The sequence below is a fragment of the Pseudomonas sp. H3_A02 genome (genome assembly GCF_054671965.1).
Genome location: NZ_CP162807.1, coordinates 6,336,758 through 6,354,956 on the forward strand (window position 1 = coordinate 6,336,758; position 18,199 = coordinate 6,354,956).

At 61.3% G+C, this 18,199-nt stretch carries 16 protein-coding genes and 1 pseudogene; 13 read left to right on the forward strand and 4 right to left on the reverse strand.

The window, feature by feature from the left end; translation table 11 throughout:
- Positions 1-39 precede the first annotated feature (39 nt).
- On the reverse strand, positions 40-1,389 hold the full coding sequence (locus AB4N80_RS27865) for a spinster family MFS transporter (RefSeq protein WP_354336281.1): 1,350 nt from the start codon (positions 1,387-1,389) through the stop codon (positions 40-42).
- Between the two features lie 359 nt (positions 1,390-1,748).
- Here AB4N80_RS27865 and AB4N80_RS27870 point away from each other — a divergent pair, with 359 nt between their 5' ends.
- Positions 1,749-3,926, forward strand: a complete 2,178-nt coding sequence (locus AB4N80_RS27870; RefSeq protein ID WP_122566867.1) for a hypothetical protein — start codon at positions 1,749-1,751, stop codon at positions 3,924-3,926.
- Positions 3,927-4,213: 287 nt separating this feature from the next.
- Here AB4N80_RS27870 and AB4N80_RS27875 read toward each other — a convergent pair whose 3' ends face one another.
- A complete protein-coding gene (locus AB4N80_RS27875) occupies positions 4,214-4,519 on the reverse strand; it encodes a DUF2288 domain-containing protein (protein WP_053119051.1) in 306 nt (101 codons plus the stop codon).
- 339 nt (positions 4,520-4,858) lie between these two features.
- Here AB4N80_RS27875 and AB4N80_RS27880 point away from each other — a divergent pair, with 339 nt between their 5' ends.
- From AB4N80_RS27880 to AB4N80_RS27920, 9 genes and pseudogenes are all read left to right on the forward strand, one after another.
- Positions 4,859-5,986, forward strand: a complete 1,128-nt coding sequence (locus AB4N80_RS27880) for a branched-chain amino acid ABC transporter substrate-binding protein (protein ID WP_122566869.1) — start codon at positions 4,859-4,861, stop codon at positions 5,984-5,986.
- 230 nt (positions 5,987-6,216) lie between these two features.
- The gene (livH, locus tag AB4N80_RS27885; protein ID WP_122566870.1) at positions 6,217-7,140 is read left to right on the forward strand and encodes a high-affinity branched-chain amino acid ABC transporter permease LivH; all 924 of its coding nucleotides are present in this window, start codon (positions 6,217-6,219) and stop codon (positions 7,138-7,140) included.
- Complete coding sequence (locus AB4N80_RS27890; RefSeq protein WP_053182535.1) at positions 7,137-8,393, forward strand: high-affinity branched-chain amino acid ABC transporter permease LivM; 1,257 nt, start codon at positions 7,137-7,139, stop codon at positions 8,391-8,393. The genes livH and AB4N80_RS27890 overlap by 4 nt, the downstream gene beginning before the upstream one ends.
- Positions 8,390-9,157 (forward strand): high-affinity branched-chain amino acid ABC transporter ATP-binding protein LivG, encoded by a 768-nt coding sequence (gene livG / locus AB4N80_RS27895; protein ID WP_060738896.1) that lies wholly within the window; start codon positions 8,390-8,392, stop codon positions 9,155-9,157. The genes AB4N80_RS27890 and livG overlap by 4 nt, the downstream gene beginning before the upstream one ends.
- Positions 9,158-9,853: pseudogene (locus tag AB4N80_RS27900) on the forward strand (ABC transporter ATP-binding protein); the annotation flags it as partial.
- Positions 9,854-10,124: 271 nt separating this feature from the next.
- Positions 10,125-10,430, forward strand: coding sequence for a BufA1 family periplasmic bufferin-type metallophore (locus AB4N80_RS27905; protein ID WP_122566871.1), 306 nt, complete (start codon positions 10,125-10,127; stop codon positions 10,428-10,430).
- A gap of 25 nt (positions 10,431-10,455) precedes the next feature.
- On the forward strand, positions 10,456-11,325 hold the full coding sequence (bufB, locus tag AB4N80_RS27910) for an MNIO family bufferin maturase (RefSeq protein ID WP_122566872.1): 870 nt from the start codon (positions 10,456-10,458) through the stop codon (positions 11,323-11,325).
- Complete coding sequence (locus AB4N80_RS27915; RefSeq protein WP_122566873.1) at positions 11,322-12,080, forward strand: HvfC/BufC N-terminal domain-containing protein; 759 nt, start codon at positions 11,322-11,324, stop codon at positions 12,078-12,080. The genes bufB and AB4N80_RS27915 overlap by 4 nt, the downstream gene beginning before the upstream one ends.
- Entirely contained in the window at positions 12,077-12,553 is a 477-nt protein-coding gene (locus tag AB4N80_RS27920) for a DoxX family protein (protein WP_122566874.1), read from the forward strand. Before AB4N80_RS27915 ends, AB4N80_RS27920 begins: the two co-directional genes overlap by 4 nt.
- A gap of 133 nt (positions 12,554-12,686) precedes the next feature.
- On the opposite strand, the gene AB4N80_RS27925 is transcribed toward AB4N80_RS27920, so the two are convergent.
- Positions 12,687-13,616 carry a LysR family transcriptional regulator gene (locus tag AB4N80_RS27925; protein ID WP_122566875.1) on the reverse strand — a complete coding sequence of 310 codons (930 nt, stop codon included), beginning with the start codon at positions 13,614-13,616 and terminating at the stop codon, positions 12,687-12,689.
- A 104-nt stretch (positions 13,617-13,720) separates the two neighbouring features.
- Between AB4N80_RS27925 and AB4N80_RS27930 the strand changes: the two genes are divergently transcribed.
- The 3 genes from AB4N80_RS27930 to AB4N80_RS27940 all read left to right on the forward strand — a co-directional run bounded on the left by AB4N80_RS27930 (position 13,721) and on the right by AB4N80_RS27940 (position 16,856).
- The gene (locus AB4N80_RS27930) at positions 13,721-14,320 is read left to right on the forward strand and encodes a short chain dehydrogenase (RefSeq protein ID WP_122566876.1); all 600 of its coding nucleotides are present in this window, start codon (positions 13,721-13,723) and stop codon (positions 14,318-14,320) included.
- A gap of 174 nt (positions 14,321-14,494) precedes the next feature.
- Positions 14,495-15,169, forward strand: coding sequence for a COG3650 family protein (locus AB4N80_RS27935; RefSeq protein WP_460083180.1), 675 nt, complete (start codon positions 14,495-14,497; stop codon positions 15,167-15,169).
- A 73-nt stretch (positions 15,170-15,242) separates the two neighbouring features.
- Complete coding sequence (locus AB4N80_RS27940; RefSeq protein ID WP_122566877.1) at positions 15,243-16,856, forward strand: NAD(P)/FAD-dependent oxidoreductase; 1,614 nt, start codon at positions 15,243-15,245, stop codon at positions 16,854-16,856.
- A gap of 180 nt (positions 16,857-17,036) precedes the next feature.
- On the opposite strand, the gene AB4N80_RS27945 is transcribed toward AB4N80_RS27940, so the two are convergent.
- Positions 17,037-18,131, reverse strand: coding sequence for a PLP-dependent cysteine synthase family protein (locus AB4N80_RS27945; RefSeq protein ID WP_122566878.1), 1,095 nt, complete (start codon positions 18,129-18,131; stop codon positions 17,037-17,039).
- Positions 18,132-18,199: the final 68 nt, after the last annotated feature.

Consider the following 18,199-nt stretch of genomic DNA (forward strand, 5'->3'; position numbering starts at 1 on the left):
CGCCTTCATCGCGGGCAAGCCTTGCTCCCACAGATGCTATCAGGCCGTCGCCGCGACACCCTCCGGCACTACCTGCGCGCTCATCCCATCCTTCATCCGCTTGGCATCGCGCACGAAGCAGCGTGACGCCAGGAACAGGAACACCATGGTCAAGAGCAGCGCCACCGGGATCAGGTACATCGCGTCGTGCAGGCCGATGGCCTTGAACGCTTCGGTCATCTGGTCGACGCCGGCCGCCGCCATGGCCGTGCGGGCGAAGTAGTCGGACAAACCACCCACCACCACCGGCCCCAAGCCGCCGCCGAGCAAATACAGCCCGGCAAAGTACAACGCCATTGCGGTGGCGCGCAGGCGTGGCTCCACCACGTCCTGGATCGCGGTGTAGACGCAGGTGTAAAAGTTGTACGCAAACAGCCAACCGACGCTGAACACCGCCACGAACACGCCGATTTCAATGCGCCCGGCATGCAGGGCCCACGCCGTGGTGACCGTCGAAATCGCCAGGCTGAACGCTGCAAACAGCAGGCGGCCGTTAGGCACGCGCTGGTGGATCTTGTCCGCGACCCAGCCACCCAGGGTGAGCCCGAACAATCCCGTCACGCCTACCATGATCCCAGTCGCCACAGCTGCCTCGTGCAGCGGCATCAGGAAATAACGCTGCAGCATCGGCACCAGGAACGAGTTGCAGGCATAGGTGGCGAAGTTGAAGCACAGCCCGGCCAGCACCAGCCACAGGAAGGTGGGAATCGCCAGCACCCGGCGAACCGGCCGGTCGATCTTTTCCTGGGACACCTGCACGGTTTCCGCCGCGCCGCGCTTGGGTTCCTTGATGAAAAACATGAACACCGCCAGCACCAGCCCCGGCACCGCCGCGATGAAGAACGGCGCGCGCCAGCTGTCGAACGCCTTGACCATCGCGCCAATGGTGAAAAACGCCAACAGCAGGCCCAGCGGCAGGCCCAGCATGAAGATGCCCATCGCCCGCGCCCGACGGTGGGCCGGGAACAGATCGCCAATCAGTGAGTTGGCCGCAGGCGCATAGCTTGCCTCGCCGATGCCGACGCCCATGCGCACCACCAGGAACGCCCAGAAACTGCCCACCAGGCCGTTGACCGCCGTCAGGCCGCTCCAGGCCGCCAGGCCCCAGCCCATCAATTTGCTGCGCGAACCGTTATCGGCCATGCGCCCCAGGGGCAGGCCTGCAATGGCGTAGACGATGGTAAACGCGGTGCCGATGATGCCGATCTGGAAGTCGCTGAGGCTCCACTCCATGCGGATCGGCTCGATGATGATCGCCGGAATGGTGCGGTCGAAGAAATTGAACAGGTTGGCCAGGAACAACAGGAACAGAATGCGCCAGGCATTCGCCGCTTGGGTCGAGTTCTGCATGGGTCCGTCTCTTTTATTGTTATGGGCCAACGGTCCGTGGCCTGGATATGCAATCTAGACAGCGGCACGGGCGCTGTCTCCAATCATTCGCAAGGTTGATACCCGGCCATGGGACGCGGCGTATTTCTTGATACCGATCAACTTCCTGTAACAATTGCCATCATTTTGCCTTTTGTTGGTTAAAGATCGAAGTCCGGTGGCCGATTCAACGAGATCAGGAAAAGATTACCCCGAGCGCTGCTCAGGCTGCAGCCCTGACCGCTTGGACCGACATTCGCGTTTATCCCGGCGCGAGTACCCATCCGCGATGATTCGATGAGTGCATTCATCGAGTCACCCGTTCAGGCAAATGGCGCACAATGACCTCAAAAAAAACAGCCACTGCGGTATCCGATCTGACCTTGAGCCCGGCCGCCAACGGCCCGGAAGTCTCGAAGCCGTCGAGCCCCCCACGCCCCCTGTCGACCCAGCAGTATCTGTATTTCACCGAAACCAACACCGACCGTATCCTCGATAACCTCGACGGCCTGCGTGACACCGTGTTCCCGCGTCCGCCGCACCTGGTGGATGACGAATACGACCGCGCCCAGCAAGAGTTCCCGTCGGTGTGCCTGATCGGCCTGGGTCGCTGCGGCTCCAACATCGCCCTGGACGTGGCCGAGCTGGTGTACAACGCCCGCAAGTTCTACCTCAACGAATTCAACGCCGAAGACAAAGGCTACAACGACAAGGGCTACAGCCCCGCACAGTGGATCCGCAACAACCTGCGCCTGGGCACGAGCAAGGTCAGCAAACCGGTGTTCCTGGTGGAACCGCTGGTGATGCTCGGCGACCTGGACAAGGACATCGCCGGGCGCATCCGTTTCTCACGCAAGGGCGAGAAAAGCGGCTTTTTGCGCGACTACAGCAAAATGAAAATCATGGACCTGTCGGAAGTCCACGCCGGTGGCGCCGGTAACGCGCCGATCCTCGGCCAGTACCTGGCCAAGATCATCCTGAACAAGGACACCCAGCGCTTCTCCAGCCCCGACTGGAAAATGATCCACTCGTACCTGATCGACAGCTGCGGCATCAAGGCCAACCAGTCGCGCCTGTACTTCTCGATCTTCAGCGCCGGCGGCGGTACCGGTTCGGGCATGGCCTCGGAGTTCGGCCTGGCCCAGCAGTACTCGTACATGAACAAGACGTTCGACACCAAACCGATGGACGAACACGACAGCAAGAGCGGCCACTCCTTCGTCTTCGAGCCGATCTTCACCAGCGGCATCTGCGTACTGCCGAACATTTCCGACCACCGCAGCGAAATGTCCGAGGCGCTGCACATCAACGCCGGACGCCTGCTGTGCAAGTACCTGTCGGAAGAATGGGATTTCTCGTACAACTTTGCCAACGAAGACAGCAGCGAAGCCAGCGTGATGGGCCGTATCCGCCCGTGGAACGCGATGATGCTGATCTCCAACGACATCATGCGTTATGCCGAGGAAAGCGATGACGGCAACATCCAGAACATTGATGTCAACGCCATGGAGAAGCACGCCAACCAGTACATCTCCCAGCAGATCTTCAACATCCTGACGGCCCAGGCTGTCACCACCGACTACGACCAGAACTATTTCCGCCGTGCCGGCATCGACATTGGCGAGACCATTCGCCTGGACGCCAACGACCTGTTCATGAGCCTGGCCGGCCCGGTGGCGATTGCCTACGCCGAGTCCGTCGTCCCGGAAACCCCGGCGCCGAGCGGCGACAAGTTCAAGGTGTTCGAGAAAGAGCCGCCGCGCCTGAACATCGACGACCTGTTCTTCCGCTCCATCGACCTGCCGCATTTCAACAAAGTCACCCAGGCCATCGAAGGCATCAGCCTGTTGCCGATCGAATCCAAGCGCTACCGCGCCTCGCTGGAGCAATACAAGAATTCCGGCTACGACGCCGCGGCCCTGCATGACCTGCACTTCTTCAAGAACTGCTCGTCGGTGGTGTCCATCGTCTCCTTGCCCAAGGACTACAAGCTGTCCTACATGGACCTGAACCGGCTCAAGACCCACCTCAACAGCCTGTTCCCCAACACCACGCTCAAGCGTTACGCGTTGGTGATTGGCGCCTCGGCGAACCTGTCGCTGACCACCCTGATTGCCAAGAGCCCGTGCCTGTCGGATGACTTCCTGACCCTCATCGTGGCCTTCATCAAGCGCTGCTTCGCCCGCACCCCGTACCGCTTCGACGACACCCTGGACAACTCGATCCTGGACTTCATCATCAATGAAGACTTCGACGAAGCACGCATCGATGAGCTGCTCAACGAATTCGAGAACCCGGCGAAGATCCTCGACACCAACTGGTACGCGATCAAGCCGATGTACGAGAAGAAGTACCGCGAGCTGATCAACGACAAGGACAAATTCGTCTCGATCAACGACATCCGCCTGTCCCGCGACTGCGTGAAGAAATCCATCAAGTACCTGCGTGAGATCTACCGTCACCGCATTGGCAAGACCAAGGTTATTTCCCTTAATAACCATACGGGCAAGACTTATTGAGGCAGGTGGTAACACCGCGTCGTCTCGATCGCGAGCAAGCTCGCTCCCACAAGGTTTTGTGAACACAGGCCCATTGTGGGAGCGAGCTTGCTCGCGATGAGGGCCTCGAATACACCACCCGAACAACATCCAGAAACAATTGAGCAGCCCAAAGGCTGCCCCATAAACTGTTCCCGTTACGTATACGTCACCCTCCCCTGTGGCGTTTCGCCACGGCAGGGGCGCTATCACGCTACTCACCTACACACTTTTCAAACGCAAAAACACGAACCAACTCGGTGCACCGATCAATTCGACGCCCTTTCCTGGATCATAATCCACGGCGAAACCACCACCGCCCAAAGCTGCGGATCGCGTTCGAGAAAATCCAGCGCCCGCGTTTCAGACAGCTTGGCGAGCTGGTCGGCGGCCAGCCAGGCGGCGACTTTGGTACCTTCGTCCTGGGCAACGGCCTCGGCGGCGGCGATCAAATCCAGTGCCGGATCGACCCACAATAGGGCACCCTTGGCAAAGAACGGCTCCAGCTCCTTCCAGGTGATGGATGCAGTTTCTCCAAGCAGCTTGGCATAGAGGGTGCTAGGTTCTTGATTCATGGGACCTGTCCGGAAAAGAAATCGGCGCGAATGATAACGTCGGTGGTCTGGCAGAAAAACCCGGTAGTAATTGCAGCACCGATTGAAAAGCGCAGGAAAGCCAAGGATTGCCGAAACGACCGGACAACCCCCGCCGCTATTCTGTCTTTTTCTTTCAATTTAGCGACACCTCCAGGTTTTGCCCCCAAGCGCCAGCTTCCCTTGCCAACAATCGGCGCTCTACACTGTACCGGTACAGTTGCCGGGGGCATTTTCCGCGAGGGTATCCAAGATATCTGACCCGGTTCTGCTGCTACGGCGCCAGGACTATAAAAACTACAACAGCATGAGTGGAGCACTATGACTAAGGCTACTAAGCAGATTTCCAAACTGTTTGCCGCTATGGTTCTGGCCGGGGTTGCCAGCCATTCGTTTGCCGCCGACACCATCAAGATCGGCATCGCCGGCCCGAAAACCGGCCCTGTAGCCCAATACGGCGACATGCAGTTCAGTGGCGCGAAAATGGCCATCGAGCAGATCAACGCCAAAGGCGGCGTCGACGGCAAGAAACTTGAAGCCGTTGAATACGATGACGCCTGTGATCCAAAACAAGCGGTCGCGGTCGCGAACAAAGTCGTTAACGACGGCATCAAGTTCGTGGTCGGCCACCTGTGCTCCAGCTCCACCCAGCCAGCTTCGGACATCTACGAAGACGAAGGCGTGATCATGATCACCCCGGCGGCTACCAGCCCGGACATCACCGCTCGCGGCTACAAGATGATCTTCCGCACCATCGGCCTGGACAGCGCCCAAGGCCCTGCGGCCGGCAACTACATTGCCGACCACGTCAAGCCGAAGATCGTTGCGGTCCTGCACGACAAGCAGCAGTACGGTGAAGGCATCGCCAGCGCCGTGAAGAAAACCCTCGAAGGCAAAGGCGTGAAAGTGGCCGTCTTCGAAGGCGTGAACGCCGGCGACAAAGACTTCTCCTCGATGATCGCCAAGCTCAAGCAAGCCAACGTCGACTTCGTCTACTACGGCGGCTACCACCCGGAGCTGGGCCTGATCCTGCGTCAATCCCAGGAAAAAGGCCTGAAGGCCAAGTTCATGGGTCCGGAAGGCGTGGGTAACGACTCGATCACCCAAATCGCCAAGGATGCGTCCGAAGGCCTGCTGGTGACCCTGCCGAAATCCTTCGACCAGGACCCTGCCAACGTTGCCCTGGCAGACGCCTTCAAGGCCAAGAAGGAAGATCCGAGCGGCCCGTTCGTGTTCCCGTCCTACTCGGCTGTTGAAGTCATCGCCGAAGGTATCAAGGCTGCCAAGTCCGAAGACACCTCCAAAGTGGCTGAAGCCATCCACGCCGGCACCTTCAAGACGCCAACCGGTGACTTGAGCTTCGACAAGAACGGCGACCTGAAGGACTTCAAGTTCGTGGTCTACGAATGGCACAACGGCAAACCTAAAACTGAAGTATCGCCTCAGTAAGGCCTGGCCTGACTGACTGCCAATAAAGCCCACGGCGTGCCGTGGGCTTTGTTTTAAATGTATTGGGCCGCGCTGGCGTGATCCGCCAGTCTCCCCACCTGAAAATCTCAAAACCGTCATCAGCGGTTCGCTGGCAAACCTCGTGCTCGAAGTGGATGCAGATCCACGGGGCCCGGGCGGGAAAATGACTCCACCAGTGAAATGCGTATCAGGTTTTTAGGAGCGCTGTAATGCCTGACATCTATCACTTCTTCCAGCAGCTGGTTAACGGCCTGACCGTTGGCAGCACGTATGCCCTGATCGCCATCGGCTATACGATGGTTTACGGCATCATTGGAATGATCAACTTCGCCCACGGCGAGGTGTACATGATCGGCTCCTACGTGGCGTTCATCGCCATCGCCGGGCTGAGCATGATGGGACTCGACAGTGTCCCGCTGTTGATGACCGCCGCGTTTCTCGCGAGCATCGTCGTCACCAGCTCCTATGGCTACAGCATCGAACGGATCGCCTACCGCCCCCTGCGCGGCAGCAACCGTCTGATCCCGCTGATTTCCGCCATCGGCATGTCGATTTTCCTGCAGAACACGGTTCTGCTTTCGCAAGACTCCAAGGACAAAGCTATTCCCAACCTGATTCCGGGCAACTTCGCCATCGGGCCAGGCGGGGCACATGAAGTGCTGATTTCCTACATGCAAATCGTGGTGTTCGTGGTGACCCTGGTCGCCATGCTCGGCCTCACGTTGTTCATCTCCCGTTCCCGCCTGGGCCGCGCCTGCCGCGCCTGTGCCGAGGACATCAAGATGGCCAACCTGCTGGGCATCAACACCAACAACATCATCGCCCTGACCTTCGTCATCGGTGCGGCCCTGGCGGCCATCGCTGCGGTGCTGTTGAGCATGCAATACGGCGTGATCAACCCCAACGCCGGCTTCCTCGTGGGCCTGAAAGCCTTCACCGCCGCGGTACTGGGCGGCATCGGCAGCATCCCCGGGGCGATGCTCGGCGGGCTGGTGCTGGGTGTGGCGGAAGCCTTTGGCGCCGACATCTTCGGCGACCAGTACAAAGACGTCGTGGCATTCGGCTTGTTGGTTCTGGTTCTGTTGTTCCGGCCGACCGGCATCCTGGGCCGTCCGGAGGTTGAGAAAGTATGACTAGGCATCTCAAATCGGCGCTCTTCAGCGCCCTGCTGGTCTGGGCCGTGGCCTACCCGGTATTGGGTCTTAAACTGACCATCGTCGGCATCAACCTGGAAGTGCACGGCACCAGCCCGGCCATCCTGGCGACCATCGCCGTGTGCTCGCTGCTGATGTTCGTGCGCGTGCTGTTCAGCACACAGATCAGCGCGGCATGGAAGTCTTCGCCCGGCCTGCCGGTGATCCCGGCCAAGGCCAGCAACTTCCTGACCTTGCCGTCGACCCAGCGCTGGATCGTGCTGGGCCTGATCGTCGTGGCCCTGGTGTGGCCGTTCTTCGGCTCTCGCGGCGCGGTGGACATTGCCACGCTGATCCTGATCTACGTGATGCTCGGCCTGGGCCTGAACATCGTCGTAGGCCTGGCCGGCCTGCTGGACCTGGGTTACGTCGGTTTCTATGCCGTCGGCGCCTACAGCTATGCGCTGCTGTCCCACTACTTCGGCCTGAGCTTCTGGATCTGCCTGCCGATCGCCGGGATGATGGCCGCCACCTTCGGTTTCCTGCTGGGTTTCCCGGTCCTGCGCTTGCGCGGCGACTACCTGGCGATCGTGACCCTGGGGTTTGGCGAGATCATCCGCCTGTTCCTGCGCAACCTGACCGACATCACCGGTGGCCCGAACGGCATCAGCAACATCGAGAAACCGACGTTCTTCGGCCTGACCTTCGAACGTAAAGCCGCCGAAGGCTTGCAGACCTTCCACGAGTACTTCGGCCTGGAATACAACTCGATCAACAAGGTGATCTTCCTCTACCTGGTTGCCCTGTTGCTGGCCCTGGCCGCGCTGTTCGTCATCAACCGCCTGCTGCGCATGCCGATCGGCCGCGCCTGGGAGGCATTGCGTGAAGACGAAATCGCCTGCCGTGCCCTGGGTCTCAACCCAACCGTGATCAAACTGTCAGCCTTTACCCTCGGCGCCGCGTTCGCCGGTTTTGCCGGCAGCTTCTTCGCCGCTCGCCAAGGCCTGGTGACGCCGGAGTCCTTCACCTTCATCGAGTCGGCGATCATCCTCGCCATCGTGGTGCTGGGCGGGATGGGCTCGCAGTTGGGCGTGATCCTGGCGGCCATCGTGATGATCCTGCTGCCGGAGATGATGCGTGAATTCAGCGAATACCGCATGTTGATGTTCGGCGCCTTGATGGTGCTGATGATGATCTGGCGTCCTCAAGGTCTGCTGCCTATGCAACGCCCCCACATGGAGCTGCGCAAATGAGCCGCGAGATCCTGAAAGTCGAAAACTTGAGCATGCGCTTCGGCGGTTTGCTGGCGGTCAACGGCGTGGCCCTGACCGTGAAAGAGAAGCAGGTGGTAGCCCTGATCGGGCCTAACGGCGCGGGCAAGACCACCGTGTTCAACTGCCTGACCGGCTTCTACCAGCCCACCGGCGGCACCATCCTGCTGGACGGCGAGCCGATCCAGGGCCTGCCCGGCCACCACATCGCCCGCAAGGGTGTGGTGCGCACCTTCCAGAACGTGCGGCTGTTCAAGGACATGACGGCGGTCGAGAACCTGCTGATTGCCCAGCATCGTCACCTGAACACCAACTTCTTTGCCGGTCTGTTCAAGACCCCGGCGTTCCGCAAGAGCGAACGCGAGGCGATGGAGTACGCCGAGTACTGGCTGGACAAGGTCAACCTCACCGAGTTTGCCAACCGTACCGCCGGGACCTTGGCCTACGGTCAGCAACGGCGCCTGGAAATCGCCCGCTGCATGATGACCCGTCCGCGGATCCTCATGCTCGACGAACCGGCCGCCGGCCTGAACCCCAAGGAAACCGAAGACCTGAAAGCGCTGATCGGCGTGCTGCGCGAGGAGCACAACGTCACCGTGCTGTTGATCGAGCACGACATGAAGCTGGTCATGAGCATTTCCGACCACATCGTCGTGATCAACCAGGGCACGCCCCTGGCCGACGGTACGCCGGAACAGATCCGCGACAATCCTGAAGTGATCAAAGCCTACCTGGGGGAAGCGTAAATGCTGCAGTTCGAAAACGTTTCCACCTTCTACGGCAAGATCCAGGCCCTGCACAGCGTCAACGTCGAAGTCCGCCAGGGCGAAATCGTCACGCTGATCGGTGCCAACGGTGCCGGCAAATCCACCCTGCTGATGACGCTCTGCGGTTCGCCCCAGGCCCATAGCGGCAGCATCCGCTACATGGGTGAGGAACTGGTGGGCCAGGACTCGGCGCGCATCATGCGCAAGAGCATCGCGGTAGTGCCGGAAGGTCGGCGGGTATTTGCCCGACTGACCGTGGAAGAAAACCTCGCCATGGGCGGATTCTTCACCGACAAGGGCGACTATCAGGAACAGATGGACAAGGTCCTGCACCTTTTCCCACGCCTGAAAGAACGCTTTACCCAGCGCGGTGGCACCATGTCCGGCGGCGAACAGCAAATGCTCGCCATCGGCCGTGCACTGATGAGCAAACCCAAGCTACTGCTGCTCGACGAGCCGTCCCTGGGCCTGGCACCGATCATCATCCAGCAGATCTTCGACATCATCGAGCAACTGCGCAAGGACGGCGTGACGGTGTTCCTGGTGGAGCAGAACGCCAACCAGGCGCTGAAAATCGCCGACCGGGCATACGTGTTGGAGAACGGCCGCGTGGTGATGCAAGGCACCGGTGAAGCGCTGCTGACCGACCCGAAAGTGCGCGAGGCGTACCTGGGGGTTGAGTCTGTCGCAGTAAAAAAACGGCCTTCGGGCCGTTTTTTTGTGGGAGCAAGGCTTGCCCGCGATGAAGGCGATGCGATCGTTCAGAAATCGAGGCGCCTGTTTCGCGAGCAAGCTTTGCTCCCACACAATCTACTCTCACCTCATTGGGTTTCGGGAGTAAACAAAAAAAACGGTAGCCCGCTGTAACGCTTTCCCACCTCCCTTCTCTAGTTCAGCAGACCGGCGCTAACGCCGGTTCATTTCCCTGAATGACTGGAGAATCATCATGACTGCTTCGACCCGCACCCTGTCCGCCGCTGCCTTGGTCCTGGCCCTGGGTTCTGCCCTGAGCATGACAGCCGTCTCGACCGTCCACGCAGCCGACGACACCATGGAAAAATGCTTCGGCGTTGCCCTCAAAGGCAAGAACGACTGCGCCGCCGGCGCCGGCACCACCTGCGCCGGTACCGCAAAAATGGACTATCAGGCCAACGCCTGGAAATCGGTCCCCAAAGGCACTTGCACCACCATGGAAAGCAAAACCTCCCCAACCGGTTTCGGCCAGCTCGAAGCGTTCAAAGCCAAGTCCTGATCGCATCCGCCTGAGGCCCGCCACCATGTTGAACACCCCGTCCCTCGCCTCTGCTAGCCGGCTGCCGCCAAGGGCAGGGTTGGGGCTCAAGAGCGAGCATTTTCGTGAGGTGCTCCTGACCCGACCGGATCTGGGCTTTTTCGAGGTGCACGCGGAAAACTACATGGTGGCCGGCGGGCCGCTTCATCACTTCCTGGGGCTGATACGCGAACAGTACCCGCTGTCATTGCACGGCGTCGGCCTGTCGATCGGTGGGGAGGGGCCGCTGGATGTCGCGCATGTGCAGCGCCTGGCCGCATTGATCGAACGCTATCAGCCCCAATCCTTTTCCGAACACCTGGCCTGGTCCAGCCACGGCCCGGTGTTCCTCAATGACCTGCTCCCCCTGGCCTACGACGAAGCGACCCTCGACCGGGTCTGCGAACACATCGACCAGGTGCAGAGCAGCCTCAAGCGCACGCTGTTACTGGAAAACCCGGCTACCTACCTGGCCTTCGAAACCTCGACCCTCGACGAGCCACAGTTCATGAGCGAAGTGATCCGTCGCACCGGCTGCGGCCTGCTGCTGGATGTAAACAACGTCTACGTTTCATGCGTCAACCACTGCCGCGATCCATTGGCCTACCTCGACGCCCTGCCCCTGCAAGCGACCGGCGAAATTCACCTGGCCGGTTTTGCCGAAGATACCGACAGCCTCGGCGAGCGCCTGCTGATAGACGATCACGGCGCGCCCATCGACCACGCGGTCTGGCAACTGTACCTCAAGGCACTGGAGCGGACCGGGCCGGTCGCCACCTTGATCGAGCGCGACAACCACGTCCCTGCATGGGAGGTGCTGCTGGCCGAAGCACACCAGGCCGATCAACTGTTAAGCGCCGCGGGAGCCCGGTCATGAGCGGCCAGCACGCATTCACCGCCGCCCTGCTCGACCCGCGCAAGGCCTGTCCACCCGGACTGATCAGCGCCAATGGAGCGGACCCGCAGAGCCGTTTCGTGGTGTACCGCAACAACGTGCTCAGCTCATTGATCAACGCATTGGCTGACAATTACCCGGTGGCGGCGCAACTGGTGGGCGAGGAATTTTTCCGGGCCATGGCCGGGGTCTATGTCCAATCGACGCCGCCGCGAAGCCCGGTGATGAACGACTACGGGGGCGACTTTGCCGAGTTCATCGAACACTTCGAACCCGCCGCCAGCGTGCCTTACCTGGCGGACGTCGCACGCCTGGAGCGACTGCACGTGCAAGCCTGGCATGCCGCAGACGCCGAGCCCATGGCGCAAGAACGAATCGTGGCGGCGCTGTCGTCCCCCACGCTGGCGGGGCATCTGAAGATCGGGTTTCACCCGTCACTGCGCCTGCTGCAATCCCCCTACGCCGTGGTGACGATCTGGGCCGCCCATCAGCATCAGGCGCCGATGCCGTTCGAAACCTTTCCCGCGCAAAACGCCTTGGTGCTGCGCAACGGCCTGGACGTGGAGGTGTTTGCGATTAGTCAAGCTGCCCATGGGTTCATCGCAGCCCTGCAACAAGGGTTGCCGCTGACCGCTGCCATTGAGGCCTCAATCGATCTTGACCTGGAACACACCCTGGCGGGGCTCATCCGCCACCAGGCCATCACCCAAATCCGAGCCGAACAGGTATCCCCATGAACGCCCTGATTGCCGGTTTCATTCAATGGCTGGAGAAAATCCCCCACAGCCTGATCGCCTTCGTCGCACGCTTTTCGATTGCCGCGGTGTTCTGGAAATCCGGCCAGACCAAAATCGAAGGCCTGGCCATCGACCTGTTCGACGGCACCTTCCAGCTTGGCCTGCCGCACCTGGCGGACTCGACCATTCCCCTGTTCAAAAGCGAATACGCCCTGCCACTGCTGTCGCCGGAACTGGCCGCGCACCTGGCGGCTACTGCCGAGCATGTGTTCCCGGTGCTGATCCTGTTGGGCCTGGCGACACGCTTTTCAGCGCTGGCCTTGCTCGGCATGACCATGACCATTCAACTGTTCGTCTACCCGGATGCCTACCCGACCCATGGCACCTGGGCGGCGGTCTTGCTCTACCTGATGGCCCGCGGGCCGGGGGTGTTGTCCATCGATCACCTGATAGCCAAGCGCTACGCCCACTGACTGAACCCAGCCTCTGTGGGAGCGAGCTTGCTCGCGATAGCGGTGTATCAGACTGCAAAAATGCCGAATGCGCCACCGCCTTCGCGAGCAAGCTCGCTCCCACAGGGATCTTGGGTGTTCATGAGTCTTGTGTTCAGCGCAGGCCCCCTGTGGGAGCGAGCCGATCCAGCGCCTCGCCGCTGCGCTTGAACCAGTCGATCAAGTAGTCGGCCAGCACCTGGGTGCGCTTGGGCAGGCCGCCCTGGTACGGGTGCACCAGGTACATCGGCATGCGCCGGGTCTGGTAGTCGCGCAGCAGCCAATGCAGGCGTCCGTCGGCCAGTTCTTCATGCAACAGGTACGACGGCAGCCGGGCGATTCCGGCACCGGCCAGGGCGGCTTTTTTCAGCAAGCTGTAGTGATTGCTGGCGAACGGCCCCGACACTCGGACCCGCAGCAATTCATGTTGCTGGTGGTAAAGCCATTCTTCCCGGCCGCTGTAGTGGCTGTTGAGCAGGCAACGGTGTTCGGCCAGGGCCTGGGGCGTCTCGGGTTCGCCATAGCGTTCGAGGTAGGCCGGACTGGCGCAGGTCATTTCGTGCCACGCCAACAATGGCCGAGCCACCAGCCGCTCATCGATGGCGGCGTCGGAACGGATCGCCAGGTCGAAGCCATCGCGGGTCAGGTCGCGGTAACCGTTGTTGAGCTCCAGTTCGATCTGCACATTGGGATACGTACGAGCGAACTCCATCAACAAGCCCTCGAAGAAGGTTTCGCCCAACGAAACCGGAACCGTCATACGCACCGGTCCGGAAACGTCATCCTTCAACCGCGCCAATGCCTGACGCGCCCTTTCCACCTGCACCAACAACGCCTGGGCCTGGGGCAACAACGCCGCCCCGGCCGCCGTGAGGCTCAAGCGCCGTGTGGTGCGTTGCAGCAACACCACCGAAAACCGACTCTCCAACAGGCTGATGCGCTTGGACAACTGGCCCTTGCTGCACCCCAATTGCTGGGCCGCCAAGGTGAAACTGCCAGCCTCCATCAACACGGCAAACGCCGCCAGGTCATCCATTTCGCTCATTGGATTGTTTCCAAATGAAAACCAAAGGTTGCCTATTAGCATGATTATCAGCGGGAAGAACATCTCTAGACTGAAAACTCGTTCAACCCATTAAGGAGCAGCTCATGAAAATCCTGTTGATCGGCGCCAACGGCACCATCGGTTCGGCCATTGATAGCGAACTGTCGCCCCGCCACGAAATCGTGCGGATTGGCCGCCACAGCGGTGAGTTGCAGGTGGATATCAGCGACAGCGCCTCGATTCGCGCTCTGTTCGAGAAGACTGGCCGTTTTGACGCCCTGGTCTGCGCCGCCGGCAACGTCACCTTCGCGCCCCTGGCCGACATGACCGAAGACAGCTTCGCCCTGGGCTTGAAAGACAAGCTGATGGGCCAGGTCAACCTGCTGCTGATCGGCCGCGAATTCGCCAACGACGGTGCGTCCTTCACCTTCACCACCGGCGTGCTCAGCCACGATCCGATCAAGAGCGGTGCGTCGGCGGCCCTGGTCAACGGTGCCCTGGACAGCTTCGTGCGCGCCGCGGCAATCGAGTTGCCACGGGGCCTGCGGGTCAACTCGGTGAGCCCGAACGTGTTGCTGGAAGCCATGGACAAATACGCGCCTTATTTCCGCGGTTTCAAACCCGTTCCCGCAGTGGATGTGGCATTGGCCTACGCCAAGAGCGTAGAAGGCCTGCAAACCGGTCAGACCTTTCACGTAGGCTAAGCGATGCTCTACCCGTAGGAACTGCCGCAGGCTGCGATCTTTTGATTTTGATCTTTCGCTCGCGACTCAATTGTCCGGGGCAAGATCGCAGCCTCGTTGCACTCGACAGCTCCTACGGGTTGTGGTGTGGGATCAGTCTGAGTAACGTGGCGGCACTTGTCTGGAGACCCAATGATGCGTGCCGCCCGCTCCCTGCTGTTTATCGCCCTCCTGCCGCTGTTCACCGGCTGCCAATTGCTCGACGCCCCACGTCAGAGCGTCTCCCACGCCGGCCAGGCGCGCATGCAGGGCGAGCTCACGGCGGCCGATGGCAAGCTGGTGTTCCAGCCGTGCCAGGAACAACGCCGCTACGTCGTCAACGACAGCGGTAGTACCAGCGTGCTGCAACAGGCCGCCAGCCTGGCCGATGAGCGGGGCAAGCTGTTTGCCGATGTGCGCGGCCATATCGTTTCCAGCGCAGCGGCCGGCGCCGACAGTCAGTTGGACGTTGAACAGCTGTATCGCCTGGAGCGCTCGGGAACGGCGTGCGAAGACGTTGACTTCAAACGGGTGATCCTGCGCGCCGCGGGACACAGCCCTGAATGGACGCTCAAGGCCAGTGGCAAGGGTCTGGTGCTGGACCGCGAAGGCCAGCCGCCGCTGGCGGTGCCTTACGTCGAGGAGCAATTGGGCGATGGCCGCTTCAACCTCGGCACCGAGGCCAACGGCCAGAAAGTCGAGCTCTGGGTCACTCCTGCGCGTTGTGTCGACAGCGTCACTGGCAGCGTGCAACACATGAGCGCCGAGTTGCGGGTCAACGGCCAGGTCCAACGCGGCTGCGCCTACTTCGGTGGCGCACGCGACGACTGATTCACAGCTTTTGGCTTATAATCGCCGGTTCACGCCCTGGTGCAGTTGTGCATCCCGCGAACCGGACCCCGCCATGTTACGAATCACCGAACTCAAGCTGCCGATCGACCACCCCGAAGAAGACCTGCGCCCTGCCATCGTGCAGCGCCTGGGCATCGCCAGCGATGACCTGCTCGACTTCACCCTGTTCAAGCGCAGTTACGACGCGCGCAAGAAATCCTCCGAGCTGTGCTTCATCTACACCATCGACCTGACGGTGCGCGATGAAGCCAGCCTGCTGCGCCAGTTCGCCGATGACCGTAACGTCAACGAAGCGCCGGATGTCAGCTACAAAGTGGTGGGCCAGGCACCGGCCAACCTGAGCGAGCGGCCGATCGTGGTCGGTTTCGGTCCGTGCGGGATCTTCGCCGCCCTGTTGCTGGCACAGATGGGTTTCAAGCCGATCATCCTCGAACGTGGCCCGGAAGTGCGCCAACGCACCAAGGACACCTGGGGCCTGTGGCGCAAAAGCGTGCTCAACCCCGAGTCCAATGTGCAGTTCGGTGAAGGCGGCGCCGGGACGTTTTCCGACGGCAAGCTCTACAGCCAGATCAAGGATCCGAAATTCCTTGGCCGCAAGGTCCTGCACGAATTCGTCAAGGCCGGGGCGCCGGAAGAAATTCTCTACGTCAGCAAGCCGCACATCGGCACGTTCCGCCTGACCGGCGTGGTGGAAACCATGCGTGAGCAGATTCGTGCCCTGGGCGGCGAAGTACGCTTCCAGCAGCGGGTTACCGATGTGCTGATCGAGGACGGCCAACTGGTCGGCGTCGAACTGGCCAGCGGTGAACGCATCCATTCGAAACACGTGATCCTGGCCCTCGGCCACAGCGCCCGGGACACGTTCCGCATGCTCCACAGCCGTGGCGTGTACATGGAAGCCAAGCCGTTCTCGGTGGGTTTCCGCATCGAACACCCGCAATCACTGATCGACAGCGCGCGCCTGGGCAAGTACGCCGGCCATCCGAAGCTCGGCGCCGCCGACTACAAACTGGTGCACCACGCCAGGAATGGCCGCTCGGTGTACAGCTTCTGCATGTGCCCGGGCGGCACCGTGGTGGCGGCGACGTCCGAGCCGAACCGCGTCGTGACCAACGGCATGAGCCAGTATTCGCGCAATGAGCGCAACGCCAACTCCGGCATCGTCGTCGGCATCACCCCGGAAGTGGATTATCCGGGTGGCCCGCTGGCCGGGATCGAGTTGCAGGAACGCCTGGAATCCCACGCGTTCGTGCTCGGCGGCAGCAACTACGAGGCCCCAGCGCAACTGGTGGGCGATTTCATCGCTGGCAAGCCGTCTACGGCACTGGGCAGCGTCGAACCTTCCTACAAGCCTGGGGTGTCCTTGGGGGACCTGGCCCTGGCCTTGCCGGACTTCGCCATCGAAGCCATCCGCGAAGCCTTGCCGGCGTTCGAGAAACAGATCCGCGGCTACTCGCTGCACGACGCCGTGCTGACCGGCATCGAAACCCGCACCTCATCGCCCCTGCGCATTACCCGCAACGAATCGCTGCAGAGCCTGAACGTCAAGGGCCTGTTCCCGGCGGGTGAAGGCGCCGGTTACGCGGGCGGGATCCTCTCGGCGGGCGTGGACGGGATCCGGATCGCCGAAGCGGTGGCGCGGGATATCCTCGGCCTCGAGGCCTGACAGAGGGCTCTTGGAGCGCCAATGCTGTTCATTCAAGCCAACCCAGGCCCAAGTAACAGCATGACCCTGTGGGAGCGAGCTTGCTCGCGATGGCGGCCTGGCATTCAACACAGATGTTGACTGATCCACCGCTATCGCGAGCAAGCTCGCTCCCACAAGGGATCCCGGGGTTTTCAAGATTCAGATGTTCGCCCGCAACACACTCTCCGGCAGTGCCTCCCCGCGCTCCACGCTTGCCGCCACGATGTCCATCAACCCGCTCAACTCATAGCCTTGGGCCTTGAGCCAGGCCGGGTCGTAATAGGTCGTGGCGTAGCGCTCGCCACCGTCACACAAAATCGCCACGATCGACCCCGACTCCCCCGCATCTGCCATCTGCCGGGCCGCCATGAGTGCGCCGATCAGGTTGGTGCCGCTGGACCCGCCGACCCGCCGTCCCAAGCGCTGGGCCAGGTAATGCATGGCCGCCAGCGACAAGGCGTCCGGCACCTTGACCATCGCATCGATGACTTTCGGCAGGAACGACGCTTCGACTCGCGGCCGGCCGATACCCTCGATGCGCGAACCGCAATCCAGGCGCAGGCTGGCGTCGCCACTGCGGTAGTAGTCGAAGAACACCGAACGCTCGGCGTCGGCACACAGCACGCGGGTGCCGTGCTGGCGGTAACGGACATAGCGTCCCAGGGTGGCCGTGGTGCCGCCAGTGCCGGGGCTGGAAATCAGCCAGGTGGGCTCCGGATGCTGCTCGAAGCGCATCTGCTGGAAGATCGATTCGGCAATGTTGTTATTGGCTCGCCAGTCCGTGGCGCGCTCGGCATAGGTGAACTGGTCGATGAAATGTCCGTCATGCTCACGGGCCAGGCGTTCGGATTCGGCGTAGATCTGCGTAGGATCATCCACCAGGTGGCTCTGGCCGCCATAGAAGGCAATCTGTGCGATTTTTTCCCTGGACGTCGTCGCCGGCATCACCGCAATGAACGGCAAGCCCAACAACCTGGCGAAGTAAGCCTCGGAAATCGCCGTCGAGCCGCTGGAGGCCTCGATCACCGGCGCACCGGGCTTGAGCCAGCCGTTACACAACGCGTAGAGAAACAGCGAACGGGCCAACCGATGCTTGAGGCTGCCAGTGGGATGGCTGGACTCATCCTTGAAATACAGCTCGATGCCCGGCAGGCCAGGCAGCGGCAGCGGAATCAGGTGGGTATCGGCGCTGCGCTGGAAGTCTGCCTCGATGATGCGGATCGCTTCACGGGCCCACTGGCGGTGGTCGTTCATGGTGTATTTCTCACTGGATCGGTTCGGCGTGGGGAGATCACGCGGTCGTGCAGGCACGGCTGACGTTC

Coding starts and splice junctions, on each gene's coding strand:
- AB4N80_RS27940 (WP_122566877.1), top strand. CDS start 15,243: ATGTTACGAATCACCGAACTCAAGCTGCCGATCGACCACCCCGAAGAA.
- AB4N80_RS27880 (WP_122566869.1), top strand. CDS start 4,859: ATGACTAAGGCTACTAAGCAGATTTCCAAACTGTTTGCCGCTATGGTT.
- AB4N80_RS27930 (WP_122566876.1), top strand. CDS start 13,721: ATGAAAATCCTGTTGATCGGCGCCAACGGCACCATCGGTTCGGCCATT.
- AB4N80_RS27935 (WP_460083180.1), top strand. CDS start 14,495: ATGCGTGCCGCCCGCTCCCTGCTGTTTATCGCCCTCCTGCCGCTGTTC.
- AB4N80_RS27865 (WP_354336281.1), bottom strand. CDS start 1,389: ATGCAGAACTCGACCCAAGCGGCGAATGCCTGGCGCATTCTGTTCCTG.
- livG (WP_060738896.1), top strand. CDS start 8,390: ATGAGCCGCGAGATCCTGAAAGTCGAAAACTTGAGCATGCGCTTCGGC.
- AB4N80_RS27925 (WP_122566875.1), bottom strand. CDS start 13,616: ATGAGCGAAATGGATGACCTGGCGGCGTTTGCCGTGTTGATGGAGGCT.
- AB4N80_RS27945 (WP_122566878.1), bottom strand. CDS start 18,131: ATGAACGACCACCGCCAGTGGGCCCGTGAAGCGATCCGCATCATCGAG.
- AB4N80_RS27915 (WP_122566873.1), top strand. CDS start 11,322: ATGAGCGGCCAGCACGCATTCACCGCCGCCCTGCTCGACCCGCGCAAG.
- AB4N80_RS27890 (WP_053182535.1), top strand. CDS start 7,137: ATGACTAGGCATCTCAAATCGGCGCTCTTCAGCGCCCTGCTGGTCTGG.
- livH (WP_122566870.1), top strand. CDS start 6,217: ATGCCTGACATCTATCACTTCTTCCAGCAGCTGGTTAACGGCCTGACC.
- AB4N80_RS27870 (WP_122566867.1), top strand. CDS start 1,749: ATGACCTCAAAAAAAACAGCCACTGCGGTATCCGATCTGACCTTGAGC.
- AB4N80_RS27875 (WP_053119051.1), bottom strand. CDS start 4,519: ATGAATCAAGAACCTAGCACCCTCTATGCCAAGCTGCTTGGAGAAACT.
- bufB (WP_122566872.1), top strand. CDS start 10,456: ATGTTGAACACCCCGTCCCTCGCCTCTGCTAGCCGGCTGCCGCCAAGG.
- AB4N80_RS27920 (WP_122566874.1), top strand. CDS start 12,077: ATGAACGCCCTGATTGCCGGTTTCATTCAATGGCTGGAGAAAATCCCC.
- AB4N80_RS27905 (WP_122566871.1), top strand. CDS start 10,125: ATGACTGCTTCGACCCGCACCCTGTCCGCCGCTGCCTTGGTCCTGGCC.